Here is a 24917-nt window from a genome sequence, read left to right as displayed (position 1 = left end):
CATGACCATACAGGTCGGCGTTCTCGGGTACGGGTTCATGGGAAAAGCCCACGCGAACGCGGTAGCGCGGTTACCGATGTTCTTTCCGGACGCACCGGACATCGAACGCGAGGTGGTCGTCGGACGTGACGAGTCGGCCCTCGCTGACGCCGCGGACCGCCTCGGATTCTCCCGAACAGCGACCGACTGGCGCGACGTTATCGACGAAGTCGACGTGTTCTACAACCTCGGGCCGAATCACGTCCACGCGGAACCCAGTATCGCGGCGCTCGACGCCGGCACGCCCGTTTTCTGCGAGAAACCGCTCGCTCCGACGCTGGAATCCGCCCGAGAGATGCGCGACGCCGCACGAGACGCCGGCGTAACGGCCGGTTGTGCGTTCAACTACAGGTTCGTCCCCGCTATCCAGTACGCGCGGAACATGATCGAGGCAGGCGAACTCGGGGACATCCACCACTTCCGGGGGACGTACCTGCAGGACTGGTTGGTCGACCCCGAGGAGCCCTGGTCCTGGCGCAACGACGAGGAGATGGCGGGAAGCGGCGCGCTCGGCGACCTCGGCGCGCACACGGTCGACCTCGCTCGATTTCTCGTCGGGGACCGAGCCGGCGAGATCGAACGCGTCAGCGGACACTTAGAGACGTTCGTCGACGAACGACCCCTAGAGGATGGGAACGAAACGCGACCGGTAACGGTCGACGACGCTTACTCGGCGCAGGCGGAGTTCGCGAACGGTGCGATCGGAACGTTCGAAGCGTCGCGGTTCGCGAACGGCCACAAGAACGACCACAGCATCGAGATCCACGGTTCGAAGGGGAGCGTGCGCTTCTCGTTGGAGCGGCTCAACGAACTCGAAGTCCTCCGAGAGGGGAACCGGGGATACGAGACGGTCCTCGTCACGGACGAGGACGACCCGTACATCGACCACTGGTGGCCCCCCGGCCACGTCATCGGCTGGGAGCACACGTTCGTCCACGAGAACTACGAGTTCCTCTCTGCCGTCGATGCGGGCGACGAGTTCGCACCGAACTTCGAGGACGGATACGCGGCACAGAAAGTGCTCGACGCCGTCGAACGGAGTGATGAGTCCGGGGAATGGGTCGAGGTCGCGTAGGTCGCGGCTACAGCCTCACGCGACGGTTACACCGTCGAGAAACTCCAGACAGTGGGCGTTTACCTCCCCCGGTGCGTCGGCCTGGACCCAGTGACTCGTGTCGACCAGACGCTGGATCCGGACGTTCGGCACCCACTGTTCGATCCCGTCAAGCAGGCGCGGGGAAAGCGCGGCGTCTTCCAGCCCCCACAGCACCAGCGTGTCCTGATCGATCCGGGTCCTCGATAGCGTCGCGCCGCCGGCCGACTCACCCACCGTCTGCTTGACCATCCCCCGTCCAAGCGCACGGTAGTAGTTCAGTGCCGACGTGAGTGCCCCGGATCGGGCCAGCGCCTGCTTGTAGCGACGAACGTCTGTCTCGGTGAAGGCGTTCGGACGTACTGGTGCTTCCCTGAACATCCGCCCGACGAGTGCGAAGTCGTCAGCGCGAAACAGCCGTTCGGGAAGCCACGGTAGTTGGAACAGGAGCGTATACCACATCCGGCGGGCCTGTTCCGGGCGCTTCAGTTCGCGTAGAAGCGGTCCCGGATGCGGCGCGTTCATGACGACGAGCGATTCGACCGTTTCGGGGTGTCGGGCGGCCGTCTCCCACGCGACGTTACCGCCCCAGTCGTGGCCGATGACGTGTCCAGCGCCGTCTGCCAGCGCGTCGATCAGTCCCGCCACGTCGGCGGCGAGTTCCGCGACGCGGTAGGCCGCTACGCCGCGTGGTTTCTCCGAGACGTTGTAGCCCCGCAAGTCGACCGCCACGACGCGATAGCCCGCGTCGGCGAGCGCGGGGATCTGTCGCCGCCAAGAGTACCAGAACTCCGGGAAGCCGTGAAGCAGCACGACCGGCGTTCCGTCACGTGGTCCTGCGGCGACGTAATGCAGGCGCACGCCGTTGACGGTCACGTGTTCGTGCGTCCAATCGGTCCGCGCGAGTGCGTCGCTCATCACCGGACGTTCGACGGCGAGCGAGAAAATAGGTCAGGGGCGAAATCCGGGCGGAAGCCGTTCAGAGGTCCTGCCGACCCTCGTCCGTGACCACGTCGGTCAGTAGATCGACTGGCGTGGCATCGTAACTCGGGTTCTCGATGCCGAACCCTTCGGTCGGTTCGCGCATCACCTCGCTCCCCGACCGGTACTCGTTCTCGAAGACGAATCCCTCCTCGATTATCTTCGCGCCGGACCCGACCACGGTCATCGGGACGCCGACCTGGTCCGCCGTCGCTGCGATGGGAAAGGTCCCGACGCGGTTGTACAGCGTGTCCTCGGCGATACAGGTCATGCCTGTCACGACGCGGTCCACGTCGGACATCACGTGCCCGCTGGCGGCGTCAGTGACCAGCGTCGTCTCCACACGGTCCATCTCCGCGAGCGTCCGGGCCGTCCGTCGACCGAGATAGCGCGGGCGGCCCTCCGTCACATAAACGTCGAGATATGTTCCGTTCTGGACGGCACGCTCTATCGCCTCTAGCACCGTCGAGGAGTAGTCGTGGGTCAGGATCGTCATCCCGTCATCGAGATACGACACGGCGTGTTCCGCCGCTCGACCCTTCCCCGTTTCCACGTCGTCGACGACGCGCTCTATCACCTGTTTGAGCCGTCCTTTCGCGTCATCGACGGAACTATCCTCCGAGTTCAACACCGTGCGCTCGACCTCGCGGAGCGCGTTCTGGAGCGACGCGTGCGAGTGGTTGGCCCGGCGGAGGGTCTTGCTGTTTCGCTCCAGGTCCCTGTGGAACTCCTCGACGGTCGCGAACTCCCGGTCGAGCAACTCCTCTAACGCGCGGGTCGCGTTCACCGCGACGACGGAGGAGCTGTGGGTCTGCATCTCCTCTATCTCTTCGACCGTCTCGTCGATCATACATCGTCCAAAACCGGCCGCGGACAAAGCCCTTGTCCCGGAAAGCCCTTGCGACCCCTTGGCAGGGGTCGCTGCGCCCTTTCTATGTCCTCCGCAACGCGCTCACTTCGTTCGCGCGTTGGCCCAGGCCCGCAAGTTTGCGCGAGCCTGCGATCGCGGAGGCACGCTCCGAGCGCCTGCCCTTCCCCGCAGCGCAGGACGCTCACTGTCGCTCGCGTCCCTGCGCTCGGCCCATTGGTGGGCCGAGGGTTTATAACCGATACCGGAACCAGACCCGTCGTGACCTGACGAACCGTCGCGAGGGCGGACGAGGCGGGTGTACGGCGAACCCCCTCGCGAGATCCGTGGCCGTCTGTTCGCTATCCGATACGGGACGCCCGCACCGCGGCTACTCCCGCTGGAGATAACTTCACGGGGGCCGTACTTGCCGACGTGGTCTCCGTCACCTACACCTGTCCGTACTGCGACGCGGTCGTCGAGATAGACCGCGATCCTTACCTGCGGGACAAGTCCGTCACGAAAGACCCGAAGGGCGACCGCGAGTACGCCAGTACGACCGGTGACTACGAGAGCGCCGACGGTATCGAATTCGTCTGCATCGGCAGTGCGGACGCGGACGACGGGTGCGGTCGGACGTTCTATCTCAACTACGTCAAGTACGACGAGGGGCGCGAGGTAGACGAGGGACCGTCGCTCGAAGACACGCCGCGGTTCGATTTCAACCCATGAACGAGGACGTACTCGACGAACAACGAGAACTCGTATCGTTACTGGAAGACGCCGGCTGGGACGTCACGGAGGCGGAACTCTCCGTCTACGAGAGCCCGTGGGAGGACGACGATTCGCCGGAAGCGACCGTGACGCTCACCGCGCGGAAACTGTTCGCGGAGGACGACGAAAGCGAGGTGGACGAAGACGAAGGGAGCGAGTTCCGGATCAATTGATCACCCTTTGATGTTGCAGACGGGGAACGTGCGCGCAACCTTGTCGCCGATACCGAGGGCGTCGGAGACGCGGACGACTTCGTCGACGTCCTTGTAGACGCCCGGCGCTTCCTCGGCGACTGTCGCGCCGCTCTGGGCCTTGACGTAGACGCCATCTTGCTCCAGTTCGTCCTGTACGTCACCGCCCCAGTAGGTGTCCTTGGCCTCCGTGCGACTCATCAGTCGGCCAGCGCCGTGGGCCGTCGATCCGAACGTCTCCGTCATCGACTTGTCGCCGCCGCGAAGGACGTAACTCCCCGCGCCCATGCTCCCGGGGATAATGATCGGTTGGCCGACATCGCGGTACGCCGCGGGTACCTCCGGATGGCCCGCGGGGAACGCGCGGGTCGCGCCCTTGCGGTGAACGTACAATTCGCGGCTCTCACCGTCGACGTCGTGGGACTCCTTTTTCGCGATGTTGTGGGCGACGTCGTACAACAACTGCATCTCCATCTGTTCCCACGTCCGGTCGAAGACGCGTTCGAACACGCGGCGAGTGCGGTGCATGATCAACTGGCGGTTCACCCACGCGAAGTTGATCGCGGCGCACATCGCGCCGTAGTACTCCTCGGCCAGTTCGGATCCAGCGGGCGCGGCGGCCAGTTCCTTGTCCGGTAGCCGGTCGAGCAGGTCGGCGTGTTGTTTCTCTATCTTCCGCAGGTAGTCGTTACAGACCTGGTGGCCCAGTCCGCGGCTTCCGCAGTGGATCAGGACGACTATCTGGTCCTCTCGGAGGTCGAACGCGTCGCCCACGTCTTCGCGGAACACGTCCGTCACGCGCTGGATCTCGAGGAAGTGGTTGCCGCTTCCGAGGCTTCCTATCTGGTTTCGCCCCCGGTCTTTCGCCTTCTGCGAGACGGCGGATGGGTCGGCGTCGGGACGCCGTCCTTCGTCCTCGCACGCTCGCAGGTCGTCCTCGACGCCGTACCCTTCTTCGACGGCCCACTCGACGCCGCGGGCGAGGATCCCCTCGATGGCGTCGGCGTCGCCCTTGACGATGCCGCCGCCGCCGAGTCCCGAGGGAACGTTGGCGAACAGGGCGTCGACGAGTTCCTCCTCGTTGCCCCGAACGTCGTCGTACGTCAGGTTTGTCGTCATCATCCTGACACCGCAGTTGATGTCGTAGCCGACCGCTCCGGGCGAGATACAGCCGTTTTTGGCGTCCAACGCGCCGACTCCACCGACGGGGAAGCCGTACCCCTGGTGGCCGTCGGGCATGCAGATGGCGTGGTTCGTTATGCCGGGGAGATGCGTCGCGTTTTTGATCTGCTGGAGGGTCTTGTCGTCGCTGATTTCGTCCAGCAGAGCCTCGCTTGCCAGCACTCGTGCCGGGGTTCGCATGTCTCCTTCCTGCGGGATCTCCCAGACGTACTCACGCACTTTTTCGAGCGTGATGCCGTCTGCGTCGTAGGTGGTCATATCCGAGTATCGGTCCGGCGGACCGGAATACGTTTCGTCTCCGCGTCCGACAGGTCGCGATCCGGGTGACGAAACACCGCGTTGCCGCGCATCCGGAACCGGGTAGCGCGCTACACGTCGAAGACGACGTAGGCCTCCCACCCGTCGCCAGTTCGGGAAAGATCCATCTCCGAGTAGGTAACGGCCTTGATCTCACGGGCGTGAACCGAGGAGAACGGGACGCCACGGGCGCTTGCGGTCACCGTCCACTTGTCGCCATCGCTCTCGACGGACGCCTCGTGGTCGGCGGGGAGCACGCTCCGCACGTCGCGCTGAAATATCAGTTCGTCGAGGAAGTCGAACAGCAGCGCCTCCCTGCTCTCCGCGGTGACCGTCAGTTCGAACCGCTCGCCGTCGTCAGGAACAGTTTCGCACATTGCCGCCGTCAGTCCGTCGGCGACGGCCGCGAACGTCTCCCCGAGCGTGTCGCCGGCGGCGGCCACCGCGACGTCCGCCGTGTGGTCGCGGAGTTCGTAGGACATAGTTCCCGTTCTCGGTCCGCCCGCTTGGGAGTTCGGATCGCGAGACTGGAGGTCGACTGAGAGCGGGTGAGAGAGGGGGGCCGGTGGAATTATATTCGCGAAACCACTACTCTGTAGCAGTGAGCGTCAAGGTCGATATTCGAGTCGTCGGATCCGGCAGCGACGAACACGTCGAGGAGGCGTGGGATCTGAAAGAGCGCATCCGGAAAGAGGACGGCGTGTTGAAACAGCGACGGAGCTTTTTCACGGATGCCTATCGTCGGTCGACAGTTCACGTCGCGTTCGTCGACGACGACCTGATCGGGCTGGCGGCGGCGCGGCGCGACGGCTATATCCTCTTTCTCGCGGTCGATCCGGAACATCGGGGCGGCGGACTGGGCGAACAGCTAGTCGCCCGTGTCGCGGAGGACCACGCGACGGTGACGTGTCACGCGCGAACGACAAACGAGAACGCGCTCCAGTTCTACGAACATCTCGGCTTCGAGATCAAACGCCGCATCGACAACTACTACGAGGACGGCGGCGACGCGTACTACCTGAAACTCGGCTCCGACGCCGGGATCACGGAACGGCTTTCCGACATCATCCGCCGATAAGTCGACGGACTGGCGCGATGGGCGACCGAGAGCGTAGTCGGGTCCGGCAACGTTTTACCGTCTCCCTGATAACCGAGGTGACGACATGGAGGAGCACACTCGTGGGTACCTCCGCGGCCGCTTTCGCGATCACTACCGGCGCGCGGAGATAACGCCCCCGCCGGACGCCCCGGACCGGGAGTGGGGGTTCATCCCCTGGACAGAGGGGCCGGGAACGACGATGGTCCGGCATCGATCGCTGTTCGACATCGGGTCGATAGACGAGTTCCTCCAGCGAAAGCGCCCGCGACACGTCTACTTCTCGGCCGGGCGCTACGAGGACCCGAGCGCGAATTCGATGAGCGAAAAGGGGTGGCGGTCGGCCGACCTGATCTTCGACCTCGACGCGGACCACCTCCCCGCCGTCGACCCCGAGACGACTGCCTACCCCGAGATGCTCGATGCCTGCAAGGACGCGCTTTTGCGTCTACTCGACCTTCTCGAAACGGATTTCGGATTCGAGGACCTCACGGTCGTCTTCTCCGGCGGGCGCGGCTATCACGTCCACGTACGCGACGAGGGCGTTCGCGCTCTCGACAGCGACCGCCGCCGGGAGATCGTCGACTACGTCCGCGGGATCGACGTCGAGTTCGAGGACCTCGTCGACACGGAGGCAGTCGCCGGGATGGGCCGCGAGACGCCGGCGCAAAAGCGCACGCTCGATACGACCGGCGGGTGGAGCAAGCGCGTTCACGACCGGATCTGCGCGTTCGTAGACGAACTGCTCGCGATGGACGAGGACGACGCTCTGGACCGCCTACAGGAGTTCGACCGGATCGGCTCCGGCCGGGCCGAAGCGTTTCTCACCGCCGCGACGACGAACGCGGACCAGATCCGCGCGGGCAACGTCGACGTCCATCCTGCCTTTTTCCAGATCGCCCGGACGCTCGCGGAGGACGTACTCGAAACGGAGACGGCACCCATCGACGAACCCGTAACGACCGACACCAACCGCCTCATCCGCCTTCCCGGGAGCCTCCACGGCGGAAGCGGTCTCGAAGTGAAACGGATCGACCGACCGGCGATCGAGGACTTCGACCCGCTTCGCGACGCTGTCCCCGAGACGTTCACCGGCCACTCGATCGCGGTCGATGTGACCGACGTGTCCGACCTTCCGCCGGTCGGTAACCCCGACTTCGGCGAGGTGTCTCTGAACGGCGATACTTTTACGGTCGCAGAGGGAGCACAGACCGTATCGGAACACGTGGGCGTCTTCTTGATGGCCCGCGGCCAAGCCGAGAAAGGTGAAGAACAATGAACCTCGACGAACTGCGGTCTGTCCAGAGCAAAGAGCGCCAGAAGGACAGCCTGCAGCATCTCCGCGACTCGTTCTACGGGGACGTCGGCGAGTACATTTCTGAACTCAAAGACCGGCGAGATAGCGCGGCGGCGGAGGCCGACGACCCCTTCTCGAACCCCGATGTCGGCCGACTAACCGACGAGATAGAGACCGCCGAGGAGGTCGTCGAAGCGGTGTATGAGCGCCGGATGGGCAAGATAGTCAAGCGCGCAAGCCTCGCCGCCGCCGGCATGCCCGCCGACGAGGAGGGGCTGACAACCGAGGAGAAGGAACTGTTCGGCGACATCGTCGACCGGATCGAGGCGAACAAGGACCACGTGTTAGACGTGCTCTCCGGCAACGCGACCGCCGAATCGCCGACGGCCGACCGCACCGAAGCGGAGACGGACGCGGAAACGAAGACGGACGCGGACGACGGCGTCAGCGCCGCGGACCTGATGGGCGACGGTCCGGACGCCGAACCGGATTCGTCTACGGCCTCGGCTGACCCCGATTCACCGTCGAGCGAACACCCGGTGGACGCCGAATCCGGCGTTCCCGACGCCATTGCGGAAGCGGAGCGCGAACGCGCGCAGTCCACTGAGGCGCACACAGGCGACGGTGAGACGCAGGTGGACGGTGACATCGGACCCAAGACGAGTGGCGGTACGTCGGATGACGGACGCGCCACATCCGACGAACGCATGGACGGGTCTGAATCGGACGACAGCGCCGCTTCCGCCGGTGGCGCCGAGGCCGACGCCGGTCCGGAAACGGACCGCGCAACCGTCCGCATTACGCAGGACGTCGGTCAGATCCTCGGTATCGACGAGCGAGAGTACGAACTGGCGGCGGAAGACGTAGTGCAACTCCCGGAACAGAACGTCGAACCGCTCGTCCAGCGAGACGCCGCCGAACGCCTCGACTGAAAGCGGAAACAGTTTATAATATCAACCCCGCTAAGCGTCTATGCTCTGTGACGGCCAGACCGCTCCCGAGTTCGAATTACCCGACCAGAACGGCGATCCCGTTTCGCTGTCCGACTTCCGTGGCCAACGAGTCGTCCTGTATTTCTACCCGCGCGCGAACACGGACGGATGTACCACTGAGGCCTGTGGCTTTCGGGACAACTGGGCCGCATTCGAGGACCGCGACGTCGCCGTCATCGGTATCAGCGATGACAGCGTCGAGGACCTGAAGGAATTCGAGCAGGACCACGACCTCCCCGTCACGCTGCTCTCTGACGAGCGAGGCGAAGTAGCGACGCTGTACGACTCGTACGGCGAGAAGCAGATGTTCGGCAACACCTTCGACGGCGTGTTCCGGAACACGTACGTCATCGACGAAACTGGCGAGATAGAGCGCTCTTACGAGGGCGTCGACCCGGACGGCCACGCCGACGAAATCCTGGACGACCTGGAGTAGAGAACCACCGCGAACTGCGTCACATTACCGTTCCCAGAGTCTGTCGCTATCCCGGCCGTACGTATCGTACTCTCCGGTGTTGCGCTCGTCGAGACGCTTTTCCGTGTCGTCCGACCCGAGGAGGAGGCCCATCTTGCGCTCGAACTCGGCCTCGTTAATCTCTCCGGCGACGTACCGTTCGCGGAGGCGGTCCTCCGGGTCACGCTCGGCCGCGTCGCCGCTGTGTCCGTTCCCCTGGGGGAGCCACTTCCGCCATCCGGTCGACTGTTCCACGTCCCGCATGCCGCTACGCGAATCAGGGACTCGCCGGTCCGTGGGATCTGACGGGTCGTCGTCACCGAGCAACGAAACCAGACCGAACGCGGCGAGCGCGACGACGAGGAGGACCGTAACGGTGACCACGAGCGAAACGATCGTGGCAACTATCCCCAGCAGTATGCTGAGTATCGTGCTGACGACGCTCAGAACGAGCATCAGCACCACGACGACGCCGATCCCCTTGAGGAGGACCCCGCTTAGCGAACGGCTCATACTGTTTCTCTACGTGCAGGGCTCAAAAAAGGTTCGTCGCCTCTGTCGCGTCTCGGAAATGACGGAGACGGTTACGTCACGCGGGTAACCGTCGCGTGTCGAGGCAGTTCTCGTGAACGGTTTTGCGGCGGGAAGGTCGCGGAGCCCCCGTCGCAAACCCGTTCTACTGGAACGTCCGGGTGACCTGATCCTCGGAATCGACTTCGGTCCGGTCGAACTGCTCTTCTATCTCCTCGTACTGCTCGCGGATCTCCTCGGTGACGCTGGGAGTAACCTCGTCGAGCGCCTGCTCGAAGTGTTCGCGGTTCACGCGAACGTTTCCGACGCTTTCGCCGATCTCGTCGGGGTCGACGGAGTTGATGAACTCGCGGGACGCGGCCATCGACGCCTCGCGGACGAGCGCTTCGATGTCAGCGCCGACGTATCCGTCCGTCTCCGCGGCCAACCATTCGAGGTCGACGTCGTCGGCCAGCGGTTTGTCCCGCGTGTGGACCTCGAAGATCCGGCGGCGCGCCTCCTCCTCGGGGACCGGCACGTGGACGTGACGGTCGAGACGGCCCGGCCGGAGCAGGGCGTTGTCGATGAGGTCGGGACGGTTAGTCGTCGCGATGACGACGACGTCTTCCAGTTCTTCGAGCCCGTCGAGTTCGGTCAGCAACTGGGAGACGACGCGTTCGCTGACCTCGCTCCCGCCGCCGGACCCGCGACCGCGTTCGCCGGCGATGGAGTCTATCTCGTCGAAGAACACCACGGTCGGGGCGTTCTCACGGGCCTTGCTGAACACTTCGCGGACGCCCTTCTCGGACTCGCCCACGAACTTGTTGAGCAGTTCGGGCCCTTTGACGGAGATGAAGTTGCTCTGGGATTCGTTGGCGACGGCTTTCGCCATCAGCGTCTTGCCGGTCCCGGGCGGGCCGTACATCAGCACGCCCTTCGCGGCTTCCATGTCCATCTGGTCGAACACTTCGGGGTAGTCGAGCGGCCACTGGACGGTTTCGCGGAGCCGTTCCTTGGTGTCTTCCAGACCGCCGACGTCGTCCCACGTGGTGTCTGGCACCTCGACGAACACCTCGCGGAGCGCGGATGGGTCGATCCCCTTCAGCGCCTCCTTGAAGTCGGCCTCGGTCACCTGCAGTTTGTCGAGTACGTCGGCGTCTATCTGATCGGAATCGAGGTCGAGGTCGGGGCGGATACGCCGGAGCGCGTTCATCGCTGCCTCTTTCGTCAGCGATTCGAGGTCGGCCCCGACGAAGCCGTGCGTGTTCTCCGCGTACTGATCCAGGTCGATGCTGTCTACCAGCGGCATGCCGCGGGTGTGGACCTGCAGGATCTCCCGGCGACCCTCCTTGTCCGGGACGCCGATCTCGATCTCGCGGTCGAACCGACCGCCGCGGCGGAGCGCGGGGTCGATGGCGTCGACGCGGTTCGTCGCGCCGATGACGATTATCTCCCCGCGTTCGTCGAGCCCGTCCATCAGCGAGAGGAGCTGTGCGACGACGCGGCGTTCGACGTCACCGCCAGCCTCCTCGCGCTTGGGCGCGATGGAATCGAGTTCGTCGATGAACACGATTGCAGGCGCGTTCTCCTCGGCCTCCTCGAACACCTCGCGGAGTTGTTCCTCGCTCTCGCCGTAGTATTTCGACATGATCTCCGGCCCGGAGATAGTGTCGAAGTAGGCGTCTATCTCGTTGGCGACGGCCTTCGCCATCAGCGTCTTCCCGGTCCCCGGCGGGCCGTGCAGGAGGACGCCTTTCGGCGGTTCGATGCCGAGTTGCTGGAACAGTTCGGGGTGGCGCATCGGCAACTCGATCATCTCGCGGACCTGTTCGAGTTCCCTGTCCAGCCCGCCGATGTCCTCGTAGGTCACGTTGGGGCTGTCGCTCCCGCCAGCGCCGGCCTCCGCACCACTGATCTGCTCGGCCGGTTTCTCGCTGATCTGGATGTCGGTCGAGTCGGTGATGACGACCGTTCCGCTCGGGTCGGTCGAGGCGATCTTGAGCGGGACGGACTGGCCGCTGTTCGACATGGGGCCGAACGAAAGCGGGAACGGGACCGTCTGACCCTCGGTTACGGCCTGCCCGGAGAGCTTGTCGCGGACGAGCGGGCCGATGTTGCCCCGGATACGGAGGTTCTGGGGGAGTGCGACCGTCACGCTCGTTGCGGGGTTGACGTCGGCCTTCTCGACCTCGATGTGGTCGTCGATGCCGACGTTGGCTTCCTGCCGGAGGCGACCGTCGATCCGGATGATCGCCTTGCCCTCGTCTTCGGGGTAGCCGGGCCAGACGCGCGCAACAGCGCGGTCTTCGCCCGTGCCGATGAGGATGTAGTCGCCGTTTTCGAGGCCCAGTTCCTGCATCGTCGCCCGGTCAATAGCCGCGAGTCCACGCCCCGCGTCTTTCTGTTTCAGTGGCTTGACAGTGAGATTCATAGTTCCTCCTCCAGTTCGATAGTGAGGACGCCGTTTTTCATAAACACTTCCGCGTCCCCGTCAGGAAGTTCGATTTCGATCTGCGACTCGTCGTCGCCGTCGCCGGTGACGACGATCGCGGTGCCTGCAACGACGTCGACGTTGGCGTCGGCAACCGAGGGCCCGAGATCGGCCGCGATCACGAGGTTGTCGGTGTACTCGTATTCGCGGACGACCCGTCCGTCGCTCTCGGCAAGTTGGGTGATATTCATGTTGGTACTAACCAAAAGTTAGCGTTCAAAGTATATAAGTGTTTGCTAAATGTCCCCCCGACGTACCGGTTGTTCGGGACTTCGGCCGAATTGCGGTTCACACGTCACTCGGTCGCCGCCGATGTTGAGTTTTATGGTCGTTCCAGACGAACGTCACGTATGGAAACAATCACCCATCAGGGCCGTGAGACGGCCTACCGCCGCTCAGACCGGGGCGGCGACGGGACGCCGCTGCTTTGCGTCCACGGGAGCGGAGGCACGAACGCGGTGTGGAAGTCGCAGTTTCGACTGGCCGACGACCGGCCGGTCGCCGCGCTGGATCTGAGCGGCCACGGCGACTCTGACGACATCGACGCGACAGCAGGGTACAGCACGCTCTCGGCGTACGCGGACGACGTCATCGCGGTCGCGGAGGAGACTGACGCAGGGGTCCTCGTCGGTAACTCGCTCGGCGGTGCCGTCGTCATGCACGTCGTTCTCGAACGGGAATTCGATCCCGAAGCGGTCGTTCTGGCGGGCACCGGCGCTCGACTCTCGGTCAACGAGGACCTCCTGCAATGGCTGGCGAGCGACTGGGACCGCGTCGTGGAATTCCTCCACGGCCCGGGACGACTGTTCGACGACCCCACCGGCGACCTCGCGGAACTCTCCGAACAGGCCATGCGCGAGTCCGGACGTGCGGTGACGGAACGGGACTTCCGGACATGTCACACGTTCGACGTGCGCGACCGTCTCGACGAGATAGACGTGCCCGCGCTCGCCGTCGTCGGCGCGAACGACCGCCTCACGCCCCCCTGGTTCCACGAGTATCTCGCCGACGAACTGCCGGACGCGGCGCTCGCCGTCGTCGAGAACGCTGCGCACCTCGCGATGCTCGAACAGCCTCGCGCGTTCAACTCCGCGCTCGAACAGTTCTTCGAGGGGCTCTGACCGGCCGCTGGAGTCGTTTGTGAGTATCTGTAGGCCAGTCAGTTGCTTCGGAGGTGACGGCCGTCGGCCGATATCCGTTCCGTTCGATATCTCCCGGTAAATGTCGCAGTCAGTCGATATCGTCGTACTCGGTTTCGTGACTGTGTTCGTCCGCCGGATACTCCCCGGATTCGACGGCCTCGACGTACTCGCCGACCGCCCCTTTGATCTCGCTTCTGACGTCGCCGAACTGCTTCGCGAACGGCGGCGTCCGCTCGCCAAGTCCGACGACGTCGTTGAACACGAGCACCTGTCCATCGGTCTCCGGGCCCGCACCGATGCCGATAGTCGGGATGTCGAGCGCGTCCGTCACCGACGCGGCGAGATTCGACGGGACGTGTTCGAGGACGAGCGAGAACGCCCCCGCCTGCTCGTGGTCGACGGCGAGATCGATGATCCGCTGTGCGGCGTCGTCCGTCGTCCCCTGGCGCGTGTACCCGCCCAACTGGTTGACGTGTTGCGGCGTCAGCCCCAGATGCGCCATCACTGGGATACCCAGTTGCACCAGCCGTTCGGTCAGTTCGACCGTGTGCGGACCACACTCCAGTTTCACCGCGTCCGCGCCCTCCTCTTTGATCATCCGGCCGGCGTTTTCGATGCTCGTCTCTCGACCGGTGCCGACGGAGAGAAACGGCATGTCGGCGACGACGAGCGTCTCGTCGGTGCCGCGAACGACAGCGCCCGTCCTGCTTGCCATCTCGTCGACTGTCACCGGGAGGGTCGACTCGTAGCCGAGCGACGCGTTCCCGACGCTGTCTCCCACGAGCACGATGTCGATGTCGGCCTCGTCGACGAGCGACGCGGTCGGCGCGTCGTACGCGGTGATCATCGTGATCGGCTTCGCTCCGGCTTTCTCCTGGACCGCCGGTACGGTAGTCATACGCTCCCTTGGCGCGCCGCGCGATAAAAGCCACCGACTCGATCACGGATAGTTTTTCGTACCGTGGGTGAGAGCGCTCGGATATGTACGGAACCCGCGAACTACTCGCAGTCGTCCTCTCCATCGGTTTCGGCCTGTTCCTGATCGCATTTCCGGCCGCGTTCGTCCGGTTACAGATGGTCGGACGCGGCCCCAGAGACAGGGGCCAGTACGGCGACGACTGGAGTCCGCCCACGAAGTACACGCTTCCGGTCCGAGCCATCGGCCTGATCGCGGTCGGCGTCGGCGCGTACATCGCCGTACGGCCGCTGTGAACCGCGTCCGGCGCGAACCGTCACGTATTATACCGCTCGGCGACCAGAGCGTATCAGTGCCAGAGCGCGTCGACGACGGCGAACCGGTCGACCGGGAGGGCGTCGATTACACGTACGTGATGCAACTCACGTTCCTCACGACTATCCTCGCCGGCGTTCCGCTCGTCGTAGTCCTCTCGCTGTTCGTGACGTTGCCGACGTGGGCCGACCGAGTCGAGTTCGTCATCAGGGTCGGCGCATTACTGTGGTTAGTGACTGGAACGGGCCTGTTTCTCCGGGAGCGACAGCGGCAGTAGGCGAGCGACGACGGTGTCAGCGTCGCGTCTCGAAGACGAACGCCGTCCCGGCCCGTTCGGCCGTCAGTTCGTCCCGTTCGGAGTCGCCGACGAACACGGCGTCGGCCGGGTCCACGCCGAGCGCGTCGACTGCCGCCAGAAGCGGTTCGGGGTCTGGTTTCCACGTCTCGACCGTGTCCCGACCGACGACGGTCGAAACGTGCTTTGCCAGGCCGTGACGCTCCAGCGCGATGTCGCAAGCGTCGGAACAGTTCAGCGAACAGACTCCTACCGGGTGGTCGAGGGTCCCGACCTCGTCTGCGAGCGGTAGCCGCCGGGACCGGCGTGCGCCCGCCTGCTCGTGGTCTGCTATCTCGGCGTTCACCGATTCGAACAGACCGTGGTCTCGCGCGTCTTCCAGGAGGCCCCAGAGATCCCTCCCCTTGGGGTCGACGCCGGCGGCCTCGTACACCGCCGCGACGTCCTCCTCGACGACCCGCCAATCGACGTCGAGTTCGGCGAGGGTCCCATCCATGTCGTAGACGACGGCATCGTACTCCTCGTACGGCACGAGCGGCGGTACGCGCTCCCCTCGCAAGTTACTATCGGCTGGGAACGATCCGAACCGGGTCCCGCTGGGGTTACCGAACCGGTCCGAAACCGAACAGCCGAACCGAACCCGTTTTGGGGGCGAACGGACGAGTGTATCGCATGGTGTCTTCTATCCACTCCACCGGCACCGTTATCGACCGACTGCGTGCCTCTCGGGAGTGGTGTTGCTGCGGGTCCCGACTCTCGGTTGCGCTCCAGTCTCGAATCCGGACGGCGCAGTCTCCGAAGGGGGACGATGTTTAGGTCCGTTCGCGAAGACGTCCGGGCGGCGCTGGAACGCGACCCGGCGGCCAAAAGCGCGATCGAAGTGGCGCTTTGTTACCCCGGGCTACACGCGGTCTGGTTCTACAGGGTCGCACACGCGCTCTGGAACCGCAACTTCCACCTGACCGCGCGGCTTCTCTCGCAGTTCGCTCGCTTCCTGACCGGTATCGAGATTCACCCGGCGGCGACGGTCGGTCGCCGCCTGTTCATCGACCACGGCGCGGGCGTCGTCATCGGCGAGACGGCGACGGTCGGCGACGACGTTCACATGCACCACGGCTGTACCCTCGGCGGCAACGATCCGCGGCCCGTCAAACGCCATCCGACCGTCGAGGACGGGGTGGTTCTCGGGGCGAACGTGACGCTTCTCGGCGCGATCACCGTCGGTGAAAACGCCGCCGTCGGGGCCGGTGCAGTCGTCGTTGACGATGTCGAACCTGACCAGACGGTTACCGGCGTTCCCGCGACCCCGGTCGACGAAGTATAGTAGCGCTTGGAAGCCATCACACAGCAGACCACGTCCGAACGGGAGGATACGTCCGAAACAGCACAGGCCGACTAGTCGAGCATCTCCCGGGCGATCACCGTCTTCTGTATCTCGCTCGTGCCCTCGTAGATAGTCGTGATCTTCGCATCGCGGTAGAGGCGTTCGACGTCGCCCTCGGTGACGTAGCCGTACCCGCCGTGGATCTGGACCGCCTCGTTGGTCACGTCCATCGCCGCCTCGCTGGCGAAGTACTTCGCCATGCTCGCGCCCATCCGGACGGATTCGCCGCGGTCCTCGCGCGCGGCGGCGTCCCGCGTCAACAGGCGACTGGCCCGAACCTGCGTCGCCATGTCCGCGAGTTTGTGCCGTATCGTCTGGATGTCACCGATCGGTTTGCCGAACTGCTCGCGCTCCCCGGCGTACGCTTTCGCCTCGTCCAGTGCGGACTGTGCCAGGCCGACCGACTGCGACGCGATGCCGATCCGGCCGCCGGTGAGGATCGAGAGCGCGGCGCTCAGGCCGTTCCCCTCCTCAGTCAGGCGGTTCTCCGCCGGGATCCGAACGTCGTCGAACGTGAGAGACGTGGTGTCGCTCGCCCGCAGGCCGAGTTTGTCTTCTTTCTTGCCCACTTCGAGACCGTCCGTGTCGCCGGACTGCGTCCGGCCACTCGCCGAGGAAACCTCAGCGGCGTCTTTCGGAACGAGAAACTGCGTGATACTGTTCGGGTCGTCCCGGTCGGTCTTGGCGAAGAGGATAACGACACCGGAGCGCTCCCCGTTCGTGATCCACTGCTTGTCGCCGTTGATGACGTACTCGTCGCCCTCCCTGCGCGCCTCGGTGGTCATCTCCGCCGGGTTCGACCCCGCCTCCGCCTCCGAGAGCGCGAACGCGCCGACCGGTCGGCCGTCGGCCATCTCCGGCAGCCAGCGCTCCTTCTGGTCCTCGCTCCCGAACGTCGCGATGCAGGAGGTCGCGAGGCAGTGGACCGAAAGGGCCGTCGCGACCGAGAGCGTCCCGTAAGCGACCTGCTCGTTGACCACGCTGTAGGTGAGGCGGTCCGCGTCGTATCCACCGTACTCTTCGGGAACCGTAAGCCCCGTGAGATCGAGCTCAGCGAGGCCGTCCCACACGTCCTCCGGGAACGACTGGCGTTCGTCGGCCTCGCGTGCCACGGGACGGATCTCCTCCTCGGCGAACTCTCGGACCACGTCGCGGACGGCGCGTTGTTCGGCGGATAACTCCATACCATACTCTTCGATGGTGAAGTAAAAAAGGTGAACGTTACGCGTCCCGTTCGGACTCGTCGTACCGGTCCGCTACGAACTGCTCGGTATCTTCCGCCCGCTCCCAGAGATGTTCGAACAGGCGGGTCCCCCAATCGACGGCAGCGTCAGTCTCTACAACTACCTCGGTCTGAGGGTCGTACGAGCCGTCGAGTTTTGGCAGCGACAGCAACAGCGTCTCGTCGGAGACTGCCATCGCGAACGACGCGTCGTACACCCTCGACTCGACGTGTTTTGCGCCCTCGACCTCTTCGGAACTGCCCACGACTATCCGCTGGATCATCTCCGGGGTGACGACGAGTCGTCGGTCACTGTCCGGTGATTCGTTAAGCGCTTCCGCGTACCGGTCGTGATAGACGGGAGTGACAACTGAGATACATTCCGCGGCGGCGATCTCGTCAGCCACGCGTCGGGACGCCCGGTACGGGTCCGAGTCCGGCGACCGAATTATCTCGTGATCGTCCAGCGTGAAGAACTCCGCTCTGAACTTATCGGGAACTCCAGATGCGTCGTGGCGCTCCCAATACTCGCCGTCCTCGCTGAGGACCGACCCAGTCCGCTCGCATCGCGCTATCGCGTCCGACAGTACCTGTCCTGCCGCCGTCGTCGCCCATCTGTTGTCTTCCTGTTGGTACACTAACCCGTGTTCGTCGAGTTTGTTCAGTGAATCGTACACCGAGGATTTGCTCGACGGCGTGTCGTCGAGCACCGTCTGTCGGGTTGCTGGTCCCGACGCCAACCTCGACAACACTTCGCGACGTGCCGAGGACCCGACGACGAACTCCAGCGTATCAAGCGTTCCGTGCATTATCTTTGCTCATAAATGGGGGTTTCCGGATATATCAATGGTGGTCGGTTCCTTTTCCATAACGGAGACCTCAACGGTCCTATTGTTGATTTCCAGCCAGTCTGGACTGTTTTACTCTCCCCGGAATAAAAAAATTTAGGTTGAAGAAACCCATCCAATCTAACGCTGGCAGGTCATGCCTGTCCTGTTGGCTTGCAGCCAGCGGGGATCCGTGAGAGCGGTTCTCACGCCGCCCTGTTTTGTCCCACCGTAACGGCCCTCACTCTCAAGGCGAGTCGCTGGTCTTCAGGTACTCGACGACTCTGTCCGGATCACCGTCGAGTCCGCCCGCCTGTGCGACGCGGTCCGAACCGCCGCCACCACCTCCGAACTCGGCGGTAACGTCGTCGATAACGTCTGTAGCATCCGTTTCCGACCCCACCACCACGAACGGCGGACGGTCGCTCCCGACCAGCGCGACCACGTCAGCGACGTCTCCGGCCAGTTCCCGAACCACGTCGTCGACGTCGTTCGGCCCCACTCCGTCGACCGTTCCGGCGACCACGGTTCGTCCGCCGCGCTCTTCGACATCCTCGCACAGGTCCGCGACTCGTCGGTCGAGCAGGTCTTCTCGCAACTCCTCGACTTCCGCCTCTAATTCGGCGACCTCGTCCTGAAGGCGTCGGGCGGCTTGAGGGACCTCCGTCACGTTCGCCCCGAGAACGGTACTTGCCTCGAACGCGGCCGACTTCTCGGTCGTCCGGCGGTCGATACCGGCCGTTCCGACTGCGAACTCGACGCGCGTCAGCCCCTCACCGGGGTTCGACCTGCCGATCACGGTTACGGGACCTATCTCCCGCGTGTTCCGGACGTGTGTGCCACCGCACGCGGCCGCGTCCCATCCCTCGATAGTGACCACGCGGACGGTGTCGCTATCGCCGAACACTCCCTCCTCGGTCTTCGTGTTGAACGCGACATCGTCGCGTTCGCGTGCGTCCTCGACCGGAACCTCTTCCCAGGAAACGTCCCGGGAGTCCCAGACCGCCTCGTTGACCAGGCGTTCGAGTTCGACGAGCGTCTCGTCCGTCACGTCCGTCGTGGTCCGGAAATCGATCCGGATCTTCTTGTCGTCGATACCGAACCCGCCGTATCCCAGGTCGTCTAACACCCTCCGGCCGGCACCGTACAGTGCGTGACTGGCTGTGTGAGCGCGCATGCAGTACATGCGGAACGACCAGTCGACCTCACAGAGTGCCCTGTGGCCCGGCCGCCACCCGGGTTCCTCGGCCAGACGGTGGACTACGCCGTCGTCGGTTACCTGTACGTCCACCACTTCCTTGCCGTCTATCTTTCCTCGGTCCGCGGGCTGTCCGCCGCTCTGGGGGTAGAAATACGTCGTCTCCAGCGTCACGTCCCTGCCGTCTACTGCCGAAATCCCCGTCTCGAACCTCGTCGTGTACGGTTCGGCAGCGGCTTGTCTGCTCATCAGACGTTCCGTCACGCCGGACCGGCAAAAAGCTGACCGCCGACTCTATTCAAACGACGGTCCGTCTATCGAACGGCTGCCGCAACCTAGGTGTGCCGAAATTCACGTTGACTCGGCCAGTTCGACGTCTAGCCGCTGTTCGAGCGCCCGGACGAGACTACCGCCGACGCCGGCTTGCGTCGCTCGGCCCTGCTCTATCGCCAGCAGGTCGGCCTCGTCAGCGTCGAGTTCTTCAGCGAGTTCCTCCCGCTGGAGTCCGGCATCCTGCCTGGCCTCCTGCAGAACGCTCCCGTAGTCAGAGACCAGATACGGCAACTGGTCGTCGTCGTAGTTCGTGCCTTCCTCCTCCCAGTGTTCGGAGTCGTCGTTCCAGGCGGGACTGGACTTCGCCGCGTTCTGTACCGCCCTGCGCTGTCGGTCGTCGCCCTGGGACTGGTTCGTCTCGCTTTTCTCGTCTTTGTGTGCGTTATCGTCGTGGGGTGCGCACTCCTGACACACCTGGAGCTGCGCGCCGGCGACGTTAGCTTCGCGGAGCGAGTCGCTCTCGGTCCCGCAGAGTTCGCATGCGTCGCCGTCGCTCGACCCCGACGATCCGCCCGTCGAGTACTTGGCCATACACCCCGTAACGGGGGAACCGGTTTTAACACCCCGATTTTCACTGCTCCCTGATACCGACGGGCGTACTCGCGGGAATTCGCCGCCGGAACGGCGAACGAAACGAAAGTCCTTTAATCAGTCCACTGGATAGAGATGAATGCAGCAAGACGCCGCGAGCGTGGGTAGCCAAGCTAGGCCAACGGCGCAGCGTTGAGGGCGCTGTCCCGTAGGGGTCCGCCGGTTCAAATCCGGTCCCACGCATCGCAACGGCGCAAGCAAACCGCGAGCGCCCATCGAAGTCGATGCAGGTGATCTCCCTTCGCGGACATCACCCACGCACAACTTCTGCCGGAATAGCACTGCACTGGATAGATGCAGCGCTGACCGACGCAACGTGTTATTGTTAATACACTTAGTATCTTGGAACACGTTTTTACCGTTCCATTGCGATAGAAGTTACATCAGAAGGTATCCGGGAAATGACTATCAAATACTCGCCTACGGATAATCCGACTGGCATCAAGTTAGTCGACTTCACGGAACAACGCCAGTTTACGATCCGGACCCCGGACCCGGTCACTCTCGACGAAGTAAACTCAGACCAATTCTGGTTTCCAGTAAGTCGGGCATGTCGTTTCGAGACTAAAGGACTGTATATCGACAGATTAGACGGAGTCCATATTCACGACGGGAAAGGAGAATTCCAAACTGAAATAAAATCTCACGAAACGAAGGAATTCGAACCCGCTACCTACAGTATCGATATTCACGGCCCCCTCAAGGTGTATCTCCAGGTGACGAGCGGGATGACGATCAACACTGGTGGGAACTATCTGTACATCGAGTTCGACGGTAACACAGAGATGTACCTCGGTATGCGGTCGTATCATAAACAGCCGGCAGGGACGATAACCGTCCCGGACGACCCGCACGACCTCATGACTGCCGTTGGGACTCTCTCGTCGGCACTAAAAACGACATCGTGCGAACGTTCGTACCCGACCCTCCGTGGTCATCCCCCGCTGTTCGAACGAGGTGATTCTCTGGAGATTCCGAGTCATATCGAGCCACCGGACACGGGAATCAGGATCGTCGTTCCCCCGGAGTACAGGTACATCTATACGGTCTCTTCGCTCGCCTTTTATCTCGGTGCAGAGGTCGTCGCGGGCGACGTACCGAGGATCGAAACGACCAACGGCTTCACGCGTGACCTCGCCAGTCGACGGTGGTTCGAGGACGAAGTCTCGTGTCTTCTCCGGCAGGTGTTTTTCCTCGACTGTATCGTGCGCACGGAGGGCATCTACCAGATGGACCTCCGAGAGCGGCGAATGGTCGAACAGTACCTTCCGTTCGATATCGCGGAACTGTACGACAAACCGCTGCGGGAACAATTAGAACAGTATCTTCAGATACCGTACGAAGTCGTCTCGGAGTACATCCCGCAGTGGACTCTCACGGCACACATTCCGTCGAGTCCCGAGGGGATCATACCGACTCCCTTCGTGGTGAACGAACTAGGTATCGTGCGGGAACCGCGCGGTACTCGAATCTCTCGACCGAGAACGACTGCGGCAAACTACTCACGGGCACCCGGCGGTGGCACCGCTGAATCAGAGACTTCGCAACCGCTGGTTCGTTCCGGGGCGACGACGGGCGACGACGACGTTACGTTCGTCCAACCGGAAACGACGAACGAGTCGCTCGAACACTCTTGGTTCGGAAAGCACGTTCCTCGTGGAGCCACGAAAGCAACCACTGAAGCGTTCATGAACCGGGTGTCGAGGGAAAACCGCTCAAGTCAAATAGATATCACTGTCGTCTGCAATGACGATCGGATGATAGCCGAACACGATTCCCTTGATAGCGTGTACGGACGCAGAGACGAACTTCCGTACAATGTCGAGTCCTACGTCCAGATCTCGACCGACGAACTCGAAACGTTACTTCTGGACGGCAACATAGATTTCCTTCACTACATCGGCCACGCGACTCCTGATGGTCTCGAATGCTCGGATGGGGATCTCGACGTGCGGGAACTCGACGAGATCGATGTCGAGGTATTCCTGCTCAATGCCTGTCGGTCGTACAACCAAGCGATAGCGATGGCAAAGCGCGGTGCCACCGGCGGTGTCGGAACGCTAAGCGACGTAGTGAACGAACACGCTATCGAGATCGGGAAAGCCCTTGCCCATCTGATCAACCTCGGCTTTAAGCTCCGTGCGGCGGTCGACCTCGTTCGGGAACACACTCGCATCGGTGATCAGTATCTTATCGTCGGTGATGGCGGTGCAGATATTGCTCAATCCGAAGGAGGACCGCCAGGCGTCTGCGAGGTTACACCCCGTGATGACGGTTTGTATGATCTATCCGTTCGTATGTATCCGACCAGGGAATTTCAGATCGGATCCACGGTACTACTTAAGTTGCAACAGACCTCGGAGAATTGTCTGTTACCGGGCCCAAGCAAAGCTACAGGACTGACGGAGGCCGAACTTCGTGATTACTTCTCCTCACACAGCAGCCCAGTCCAACTCGACGGAGAACTCCGTTGGAATGACCTGTCGTCGCCTGTAGATCTGACCGTCGACGAAAACTAGTTAGGGGCCACCTGTTCCTGTAGCCACTCCTGCTGCGGCCGTCCCTGCCGAGGCAGTCAGCAGCAGGATCATGAACAGCGCGCCGATCATTCGTGGGTGGTCTGCGAGGAACGACTTGAGTGCGTCTTGATTTGACATTGCACTCGGTACAACGAGACAGAATAATTTCAAATTATCTGAATTTTTCTTATAAATTAATAGATGAAGTTATAGAATATTTTTAGGTCCGTAACGGTACATGAATATATCAACTATCGTCGTCGGGCGGACGCTCGGACAACCGGTCGAACCGGTCCTGTGCGTTCTCTCGGCGGTGGTTCGTCTCGTCCGGGCGGTATTCGAGACGTTCCACTGCGTTATCCTCGACCGTCACCGTGAGCACGGCGTCGGCGTGGTTCGCCGCTTCGGGCAGGGAATCGCGGGGGAGCGTCGCTTGCCCGACTACGTCTCCGTCGCGTTCGAGCAACAGGACAGCGCTGTCGTCTTCGAACCGGTCGACTACGCCAGTGTACGTTCCGTTCATCCGTACGTCTCCTGAACAACGAGTTCTCCCCGGTCGTTTCTGACGGTGACGGTGTCGCCGCCGTTGTTCCAGATCGGTCGCCCGGCCTCCCAGTACAGATCGGTACCGGTGTCCGTTCCGTTGCCGCTGTAGATAGTCACTGACTCGCCGGGTGCCAACGAGACGCCGTCCGGGACCGTGTACGTCTCGCCGGACTCGTCCGAGAGCGTCCATCCCGAGAGTTCGACATCGTCATCGCCGGCGTTTTCGAGCGTCACGTACTCGCCGTTCAAGTTTTCGTAATCGTCGCCCGCGGCGTCTTGGTGGACCGCGGCGATCCGCAGGTCCGCACCGCCGTCCGCGACTACCGTCGATGCCGGAGCGTCGTCCGCCGGACCGCCGGCGCTGATCGTCGCTCGCGTGACGGGAGCCGTTCCGTTTTCGGGTGCGACCGGCGACACGTCGCGGAGTCGTAACGGTTGGGTCACCGCGCTCTGTTGGGTTCGGACGCTGACGGCGTCGCCACCGCTGATCACCACTACGTCGCCGTGTCCCCCCGTCCAGTAGGTCGGGATCAGCGAGTCGGCGAGGCGGCGGAGCGTCTCGTTGTGCGGATGGCCGTAGGGAGAATCGTACGCGCTCGATACCACCACCATTTCCGGACTGACCGCGGTCAGCAGTTCGTCGCCGGTGCTCGTCTTGGACCCGTGGTGGCCCGCCGCGAGGACGGTCGCGTTCAGTTCGACGCCGTACGTGTCGACGAGATGCGCTTCCTGTACGTGTTCGGCGTCGCCGGGGAGGAGCGCCGAGACGGAACCGTGTCGCAGTCGAAGGACGACGTTGTTCTCGTTACGCGCGCCGTCGTCGAGTCGCTTCTCTGGCGGGCCGAGCACGTCGATAGCGATACCCTCCATCGGTATCGAATCGCCTTCCCGCGTCTCGTACAGCGTCACGTCGTGTTTCTCCACGGCGGACAGGTATTCGTCGTACGTCGCCGTACTGGCGGCGATCCCCGGGTCGTAGACGGCTCCGACCCCATTCGCTTTCGTCTCGTAGTGTTCGATGACGGCAGCGTGTCCACCGATGTGGTCGGCGTCGGCGTGTGTCGTCACCAGATAGTCGATCCGGTGGATCCCGCGCTGACGCAGGTACCGAAGCACGCGGTCGCCGTCGTCCGTCCAATGGCCCGTGTCGACGAGCATCGTCTCGCCCGACGGCCCGACCACGAGCGTCGCCGCGCCCTGTCCGACGTTGATGAAGTGCAGTTCAAGCGTCCCGTTTCCAGACCCGTCGGGTGACGCCGTTGGTGTCAGTTCCGAAGTGGTCACGTTGCTCTCGGTGGGTCCGCCGTCCCCGCCGGTGGCACCGACGCATCCCGAGAGAACGACGAGGACGACCATCAGAACCGTTCCGAGTCTGTACACGCCAC

Annotated in this window: 28 protein-coding genes and 1 tRNA gene; 13 read left to right on the top strand and 16 right to left on the bottom strand. The window is 63.3% G+C overall.

Features of this window, described 5'->3' with window-relative positions:
* The first annotated feature begins 1 nt into the window (after window position 1).
* Entirely contained in the window at window positions 2-1114 is a 1113-nt protein-coding gene (locus tag SM753_RS01485; RefSeq protein ID WP_323190275.1) for a Gfo/Idh/MocA family oxidoreductase, read from the top strand.
* A gap of 15 nt (window positions 1115-1129) precedes the next feature.
* Here SM753_RS01485 and SM753_RS01480 read toward each other — a convergent pair whose 3' ends face one another.
* Both SM753_RS01480 and SM753_RS01475 read right to left on the bottom strand, forming a co-directional pair.
* Complete coding sequence (locus tag SM753_RS01480; RefSeq protein ID WP_323190274.1) at window positions 1130-2050, bottom strand: alpha/beta hydrolase; 921 nt, start codon at window positions 2048-2050, stop codon at window positions 1130-1132.
* 61 nt (window positions 2051-2111) lie between these two features.
* Complete coding sequence (locus SM753_RS01475) at window positions 2112-2963, bottom strand: translation initiation factor eIF-2B (RefSeq protein ID WP_138797571.1); 852 nt, start codon at window positions 2961-2963, stop codon at window positions 2112-2114.
* Window positions 2964-3395: 432 nt separating this feature from the next.
* Here SM753_RS01475 and SM753_RS01470 point away from each other — a divergent pair, with 432 nt between their 5' ends.
* On the top strand, window positions 3396-3692 hold the full coding sequence (locus SM753_RS01470; protein ID WP_323190273.1) for a hypothetical protein: 297 nt from the start codon (window positions 3396-3398) through the stop codon (window positions 3690-3692).
* A complete protein-coding gene (locus tag SM753_RS01465; RefSeq protein ID WP_138797570.1) occupies window positions 3689-3907 on the top strand; it encodes a hypothetical protein in 219 nt (72 codons plus the stop codon). The genes SM753_RS01470 and SM753_RS01465 overlap by 4 nt, the downstream gene beginning before the upstream one ends.
* Here SM753_RS01465 and SM753_RS01460 read toward each other — a convergent pair whose 3' ends face one another.
* Window positions 3908-5365: an RtcB family protein gene (locus SM753_RS01460; RefSeq protein ID WP_323190272.1), complete on the bottom strand. Its 1458-nt coding sequence runs from the start codon at window positions 5363-5365 to the stop codon at window positions 3908-3910.
* 110 nt (window positions 5366-5475) lie between these two features.
* On the bottom strand, window positions 5476-5886 hold the full coding sequence (locus tag SM753_RS01455) for an archease (RefSeq protein ID WP_323190271.1): 411 nt from the start codon (window positions 5884-5886) through the stop codon (window positions 5476-5478).
* A 119-nt stretch (window positions 5887-6005) separates the two neighbouring features.
* Here SM753_RS01455 and SM753_RS01450 point away from each other — a divergent pair, with 119 nt between their 5' ends.
* The 4 genes from SM753_RS01450 (at window position 6006) to bcp (ending at window position 9225) form a co-directional block, all read left to right on the top strand.
* Complete coding sequence (locus tag SM753_RS01450; RefSeq protein WP_135534297.1) at window positions 6006-6482, top strand: N-acetyltransferase; 477 nt, start codon at window positions 6006-6008, stop codon at window positions 6480-6482.
* Between the two features lie 85 nt (window positions 6483-6567).
* A complete protein-coding gene (gene priS, locus SM753_RS01445; protein WP_323190270.1) occupies window positions 6568-7779 on the top strand; it encodes a DNA primase small subunit PriS in 1212 nt (403 codons plus the stop codon).
* The gene (locus SM753_RS01440) at window positions 7776-8729 is read left to right on the top strand and encodes a hypothetical protein (protein WP_323190269.1); all 954 of its coding nucleotides are present in this window, start codon (window positions 7776-7778) and stop codon (window positions 8727-8729) included. Before priS ends, SM753_RS01440 begins: the two co-directional genes overlap by 4 nt.
* 40 nt (window positions 8730-8769) lie before the next feature.
* Entirely contained in the window at window positions 8770-9225 is a 456-nt protein-coding gene (bcp, locus tag SM753_RS01435; protein WP_323190268.1) for a thioredoxin-dependent thiol peroxidase, read from the top strand.
* 24 nt (window positions 9226-9249) lie between these two features.
* Here bcp and SM753_RS01430 read toward each other — a convergent pair whose 3' ends face one another.
* The 3 genes from SM753_RS01430 to SM753_RS01420 form a co-directional block, all read right to left on the bottom strand.
* Entirely contained in the window at window positions 9250-9756 is a 507-nt protein-coding gene (locus tag SM753_RS01430) for an SHOCT domain-containing protein (protein WP_323190267.1), read from the bottom strand.
* Window positions 9757-9919: 163 nt separating this feature from the next.
* Window positions 9920-12184: a CDC48 family AAA ATPase gene (locus tag SM753_RS01425; RefSeq protein WP_323190266.1), complete on the bottom strand. Its 2265-nt coding sequence runs from the start codon at window positions 12182-12184 to the stop codon at window positions 9920-9922.
* On the bottom strand, window positions 12181-12435 hold the full coding sequence (locus SM753_RS01420; protein ID WP_138797565.1) for an Hsp20/alpha crystallin family protein: 255 nt from the start codon (window positions 12433-12435) through the stop codon (window positions 12181-12183). The genes SM753_RS01425 and SM753_RS01420 overlap by 4 nt, the downstream gene beginning before the upstream one ends.
* A 159-nt stretch (window positions 12436-12594) precedes the next feature.
* Between SM753_RS01420 and SM753_RS01415 the strand changes: the two genes are divergently transcribed.
* On the top strand, window positions 12595-13365 hold the full coding sequence (locus SM753_RS01415; RefSeq protein WP_323190265.1) for an alpha/beta hydrolase: 771 nt from the start codon (window positions 12595-12597) through the stop codon (window positions 13363-13365).
* 109 nt (window positions 13366-13474) lie between these two features.
* Here the strand turns inward: SM753_RS01415 and panB are convergent, their stop codons facing one another.
* On the bottom strand, window positions 13475-14284 hold the full coding sequence (gene panB / locus SM753_RS01410) for a 3-methyl-2-oxobutanoate hydroxymethyltransferase (RefSeq protein ID WP_135534289.1): 810 nt from the start codon (window positions 14282-14284) through the stop codon (window positions 13475-13477).
* A gap of 83 nt (window positions 14285-14367) precedes the next feature.
* Between panB and SM753_RS01405 the strand changes: the two genes are divergently transcribed.
* Both SM753_RS01405 and SM753_RS01400 read left to right on the top strand, forming a co-directional pair.
* Window positions 14368-14598, top strand: a complete 231-nt coding sequence (locus SM753_RS01405) for a hypothetical protein (protein ID WP_323190264.1) — start codon at window positions 14368-14370, stop codon at window positions 14596-14598.
* A gap of 56 nt (window positions 14599-14654) precedes the next feature.
* Window positions 14655-14894 carry a DUF5822 domain-containing protein gene (locus SM753_RS01400; RefSeq protein ID WP_135534287.1) on the top strand — a complete coding sequence of 80 codons (240 nt, stop codon included), beginning with the start codon at window positions 14655-14657 and terminating at the stop codon, window positions 14892-14894.
* A 16-nt stretch (window positions 14895-14910) separates the two neighbouring features.
* On the opposite strand, the gene SM753_RS01395 is transcribed toward SM753_RS01400, so the two are convergent.
* Entirely contained in the window at window positions 14911-15408 is a 498-nt protein-coding gene (locus SM753_RS01395; protein WP_323190798.1) for an HAD hydrolase-like protein, read from the bottom strand.
* A 312-nt stretch (window positions 15409-15720) separates the two neighbouring features.
* Here SM753_RS01395 and cysE point away from each other — a divergent pair, with 312 nt between their 5' ends.
* On the top strand, window positions 15721-16236 hold the full coding sequence (cysE, locus tag SM753_RS01390) for a serine O-acetyltransferase (RefSeq protein ID WP_323190263.1): 516 nt from the start codon (window positions 15721-15723) through the stop codon (window positions 16234-16236).
* A 71-nt stretch (window positions 16237-16307) separates the two neighbouring features.
* On the opposite strand, the gene SM753_RS01385 is transcribed toward cysE, so the two are convergent.
* From SM753_RS01385 to SM753_RS01370, 4 genes are all read right to left on the bottom strand, one after another.
* The gene (locus tag SM753_RS01385; RefSeq protein ID WP_323190262.1) at window positions 16308-17480 is read right to left on the bottom strand and encodes an acyl-CoA dehydrogenase family protein; all 1173 of its coding nucleotides are present in this window, start codon (window positions 17478-17480) and stop codon (window positions 16308-16310) included.
* 37 nt (window positions 17481-17517) lie between these two features.
* Complete coding sequence (locus SM753_RS01380; RefSeq protein WP_323190261.1) at window positions 17518-18327, bottom strand: transcriptional regulator FilR1 domain-containing protein; 810 nt, start codon at window positions 18325-18327, stop codon at window positions 17518-17520.
* A 265-nt stretch (window positions 18328-18592) separates the two neighbouring features.
* Window positions 18593-19792, bottom strand: a complete 1200-nt coding sequence (locus SM753_RS01375; RefSeq protein ID WP_323190260.1) for a DHHA1 domain-containing protein — start codon at window positions 19790-19792, stop codon at window positions 18593-18595.
* A 102-nt stretch (window positions 19793-19894) separates the two neighbouring features.
* Complete coding sequence (locus SM753_RS01370; RefSeq protein ID WP_135534282.1) at window positions 19895-20407, bottom strand: multiprotein-bridging factor 1 family protein; 513 nt, start codon at window positions 20405-20407, stop codon at window positions 19895-19897.
* A gap of 158 nt (window positions 20408-20565) precedes the next feature.
* Between SM753_RS01370 and SM753_RS01365 the strand changes: the two genes are divergently transcribed.
* Both SM753_RS01365 and SM753_RS01360 read left to right on the top strand, forming a co-directional pair.
* Window positions 20566-20650, top strand: a tRNA-Leu gene (locus tag SM753_RS01365).
* A 545-nt stretch (window positions 20651-21195) separates the two neighbouring features.
* Window positions 21196-22986 (top strand): hypothetical protein, encoded by a 1791-nt coding sequence (locus tag SM753_RS01360; protein ID WP_323190259.1) that lies wholly within the window; start codon window positions 21196-21198, stop codon window positions 22984-22986.
* Here the strand turns inward: SM753_RS01360 and SM753_RS01355 are convergent, their stop codons facing one another.
* From SM753_RS01355 to SM753_RS01345, 3 genes are all read right to left on the bottom strand, one after another.
* Window positions 22987-23124 (bottom strand): hypothetical protein, encoded by a 138-nt coding sequence (locus SM753_RS01355; protein WP_168192961.1) that lies wholly within the window; start codon window positions 23122-23124, stop codon window positions 22987-22989.
* Between the two features lie 109 nt (window positions 23125-23233).
* Window positions 23234-23509 (bottom strand): DUF3006 domain-containing protein, encoded by a 276-nt coding sequence (locus SM753_RS01350; protein WP_323190258.1) that lies wholly within the window; start codon window positions 23507-23509, stop codon window positions 23234-23236.
* Window positions 23506-24912: a lamin tail domain-containing protein gene (locus SM753_RS01345; RefSeq protein WP_323190257.1), complete on the bottom strand. Its 1407-nt coding sequence runs from the start codon at window positions 24910-24912 to the stop codon at window positions 23506-23508. The genes SM753_RS01350 and SM753_RS01345 overlap by 4 nt, the downstream gene beginning before the upstream one ends.
* Between the last annotated feature and the right edge of the window lie 5 nt (window positions 24913-24917).

It is taken from the genome of Halostella sp. PRR32 (assembly GCF_034808085.1).
Taxonomy (GTDB): domain Archaea; phylum Halobacteriota; class Halobacteria; order Halobacteriales; family Natronoarchaeaceae; genus Halostella; species Halostella pelagica.
This window is presented reverse-complemented; position numbering and strand designations above follow the sequence as displayed.

Excerpts from the sequence above, each read along its gene's own strand:
- SM753_RS01485 (WP_323190275.1), top strand. The coding sequence starts at position 2 with ATGACCATACAGGTCGGCGTTCTCGGGTACGGGTTCATGGGAAAAGCC.
- SM753_RS01480 (WP_323190274.1), bottom strand. The coding sequence starts at position 2,050 with ATGAGCGACGCACTCGCGCGGACCGATTGGACGCACGAACACGTGACC.
- SM753_RS01475 (WP_138797571.1), bottom strand. The coding sequence starts at position 2,963 with ATGATCGACGAGACGGTCGAAGAGATAGAGGAGATGCAGACCCACAGC.
- SM753_RS01465 (WP_138797570.1), top strand. The coding sequence starts at position 3,689 with ATGAACGAGGACGTACTCGACGAACAACGAGAACTCGTATCGTTACTG.
- SM753_RS01460 (WP_323190272.1), bottom strand. The coding sequence starts at position 5,365 with ATGACCACCTACGACGCAGACGGCATCACGCTCGAAAAAGTGCGTGAG.
- SM753_RS01455 (WP_323190271.1), bottom strand. The coding sequence starts at position 5,886 with ATGTCCTACGAACTCCGCGACCACACGGCGGACGTCGCGGTGGCCGCC.
- priS (WP_323190270.1), top strand. The coding sequence starts at position 6,568 with ATGGAGGAGCACACTCGTGGGTACCTCCGCGGCCGCTTTCGCGATCAC.
- SM753_RS01440 (WP_323190269.1), top strand. The coding sequence starts at position 7,776 with ATGAACCTCGACGAACTGCGGTCTGTCCAGAGCAAAGAGCGCCAGAAG.
- bcp (WP_323190268.1), top strand. The coding sequence starts at position 8,770 with ATGCTCTGTGACGGCCAGACCGCTCCCGAGTTCGAATTACCCGACCAG.
- SM753_RS01430 (WP_323190267.1), bottom strand. The coding sequence starts at position 9,756 with ATGAGCCGTTCGCTAAGCGGGGTCCTCCTCAAGGGGATCGGCGTCGTC.
- SM753_RS01425 (WP_323190266.1), bottom strand. The coding sequence starts at position 12,184 with ATGAATCTCACTGTCAAGCCACTGAAACAGAAAGACGCGGGGCGTGGA.
- SM753_RS01420 (WP_138797565.1), bottom strand. The coding sequence starts at position 12,435 with ATGAATATCACCCAACTTGCCGAGAGCGACGGACGGGTCGTCCGCGAA.
- SM753_RS01415 (WP_323190265.1), top strand. The coding sequence starts at position 12,595 with ATGGAAACAATCACCCATCAGGGCCGTGAGACGGCCTACCGCCGCTCA.
- panB (WP_135534289.1), bottom strand. The coding sequence starts at position 14,284 with ATGACTACCGTACCGGCGGTCCAGGAGAAAGCCGGAGCGAAGCCGATC.
- SM753_RS01405 (WP_323190264.1), top strand. The coding sequence starts at position 14,368 with ATGTACGGAACCCGCGAACTACTCGCAGTCGTCCTCTCCATCGGTTTC.
- SM753_RS01395 (WP_323190798.1), bottom strand. The coding sequence starts at position 15,408 with ATGGATGGGACCCTCGCCGAACTCGACGTCGATTGGCGGGTCGTCGAG.
- cysE (WP_323190263.1), top strand. The coding sequence starts at position 15,721 with ATGTTTAGGTCCGTTCGCGAAGACGTCCGGGCGGCGCTGGAACGCGAC.
- SM753_RS01385 (WP_323190262.1), bottom strand. The coding sequence starts at position 17,480 with ATGGAGTTATCCGCCGAACAACGCGCCGTCCGCGACGTGGTCCGAGAG.
- SM753_RS01380 (WP_323190261.1), bottom strand. The coding sequence starts at position 18,327 with ATGCACGGAACGCTTGATACGCTGGAGTTCGTCGTCGGGTCCTCGGCA.
- SM753_RS01375 (WP_323190260.1), bottom strand. The coding sequence starts at position 19,792 with ATGAGCAGACAAGCCGCTGCCGAACCGTACACGACGAGGTTCGAGACG.
- SM753_RS01370 (WP_135534282.1), bottom strand. The coding sequence starts at position 20,407 with ATGGCCAAGTACTCGACGGGCGGATCGTCGGGGTCGAGCGACGGCGAC.
- SM753_RS01360 (WP_323190259.1), top strand. The coding sequence starts at position 21,196 with ATGACGATCAACACTGGTGGGAACTATCTGTACATCGAGTTCGACGGT.
- SM753_RS01355 (WP_168192961.1), bottom strand. The coding sequence starts at position 23,124 with ATGTCAAATCAAGACGCACTCAAGTCGTTCCTCGCAGACCACCCACGA.
- SM753_RS01350 (WP_323190258.1), bottom strand. The coding sequence starts at position 23,509 with ATGAACGGAACGTACACTGGCGTAGTCGACCGGTTCGAAGACGACAGC.